General features: G+C 74.8%; 2 protein-coding genes. Both read right to left on the bottom strand.

All coding sequences use genetic code 11. From position 1 onward, the window contains the following. Window positions 1–188: 188 nt before the first annotated feature. Window positions 189–1,103, bottom strand: coding sequence for a hypothetical protein (locus tag JHN63_RS50815; protein WP_200691902.1), 915 nt, complete (start codon window positions 1,101–1,103; stop codon window positions 189–191). Beyond that, on the bottom strand, window positions 1,100–1,681 hold a 582-nt coding region (locus JHN63_RS50810), incomplete at its 5' end, for a PEP-utilizing enzyme (RefSeq protein WP_267953882.1). The genes JHN63_RS50815 and JHN63_RS50810, both read right to left, overlap by 4 nt.

The following is a 1,681-nucleotide window of genomic DNA, read 5'->3' as shown; positions in this document are numbered from 1 at the left end:
GCGTGTGGGCAATCGTCGTGCGGGCGGGGCGAGTTGGGGCGAGGGCGGGGCAACGGCAGCCATGGGCGACCCGGGGTGCTAGGGGACGGGGGCGCCTTGGCATCGTACGTCCGGATCGTGTGGTGCGGCGGGGCGTGGCCCGCTCGCCGGCGTCCGCCGTGTTCCGTGTGCTCCACCCGGTCGCCGTCTCAGTCGTCGTCCGCGTCCGTGTCGCCCATGCCCATCACCGTGAGGTGCGCGCGGTCGAGGGCCGCGTCCTCCAGGCAGCCGCGCAGCCGCATACGGTCGTGTTCGGCGAGCGCGGGCCGTACGACCCCGGCGAACATGCCGTCGCCGAGGCTGCCGAGCGTGGCGTGGTTCAGCGGTACCGAGGTGGAGTCCCGGCAGCGCTCCCACACCTGTTGCGCGGCGAGCGCCTGCCGTTCGGCCGTCATGTCCGAGCCCCGTACGTCCACTTGGACCAGGACCGAGGTCGCCTCGGAGCTGCTTGCCGCTTGCTCCCGGGTCTGGGTGAGATCGGCTAGCCCCACGACGAGCGCGGTGAGCAGTGCGGCCCCGACGACACCGACGACGGCCACCCGGACGGCGCGGCCCTTGGAGCGCCGACCCGGCGCGGGCCGGTCCTCCAACTCGCCCACCGCGCCCGGCCCGGGGGCGGCGAGGACGGCGAGGCGTCCCGCGAGCCGCCGTTCGGCCGGCCGCCCGGTCGCGGCGGCGATCCGCTGCACCACCCAGGCCAGCCCGGACAGCAGTACCCCGGTGACCATGAGGACGGGCACGAAGACGTATGTCCGGTCGCCGGTGTCCTCCAGCCAGCGGAAGCGGGCGCCCTCCCGCTCGACGGACGCCTGCCGCAGCCGGGCCAGCACGTCCTCCTGGCGTGCCGTCAACTCCCGTTGCCCTGCGGCACTTTCCTTCACCCGCTCCTCGATCCGGGTGAGCCGGGCCAGCAGCACGATGCCGAGCAGCATCACCTCGACGACCAGCAGCAGGATCCCGCAGAGGATGGCGCGCTGCCACTGCCAGCGGTACAGGTAGACGACGAGATACGTGCCCGCCCCGGCGGCGGCCAGGCTCCCGAAGACGTACGCGATCCGTCTCATCGAAGGTCTCCCGTCCGTACGTCGCCGGTGGTGCCGTCGACGGTGACGGGCGACCCGGGCGGGAAGCGCCGTACCGCGTCCGCCGCACCGACCACGGCGGGCAGGCCGAACTCCCGTGCCAGCACCGCGAGATGGGACAGCGGGCTGCCGGTCTGGGCGACCAGCGCGGTGAGTTCGGGCAGGAGCGGGGCCAGGGCGGGGTCGAGGGTGCGCACGACGAGCACGGCGTCGGCGGGGCGCGGCCCGGTCCCGTCCCAGACCGTCCCGACGGCCCGCCCGCCGGACACGCCCCGGCCTTCGCCCTCGCCGCCGCCCTCGGTGCGCTCGGCGACCACCGCGCCGTCCGCCAGTCGGAAGGCGTCCGGCAACGGCGGCGACTCGGCCTGTGGCACGCGCGCGTGGAGATCGGCGGGGAGGGGTTCGCCGTCGAGCACGGCGGCCAACTCCGGCCAGTGCAGCAGTCCTACGCGGTCCGGGGTCTGGCCCAACCGCCCTGCGGCCTCCCGTACGAGGCGGACCTGTAGCTCGTGCACCCAGCGGACGCGGAGGCGGAGGGCTTCTCGGGATGGGAGGGAAGC

It is taken from the genome of Streptomyces sp. MBT65 (assembly GCF_016612545.1).
GTDB lineage: Bacteria > Actinomycetota > Actinomycetes > Streptomycetales > Streptomycetaceae > Streptomyces.
The sequence above is the reverse complement of the archived record's forward strand: the minus strand, read 5'-3'. Positions and strand labels throughout refer to the sequence as shown.

Coding starts and splice junctions, on each gene's coding strand:
- JHN63_RS50815 (WP_200691902.1), bottom strand. CDS start 1,103: ATGAGACGGATCGCGTACGTCTTCGGGAGCCTGGCCGCCGCCGGGGCG.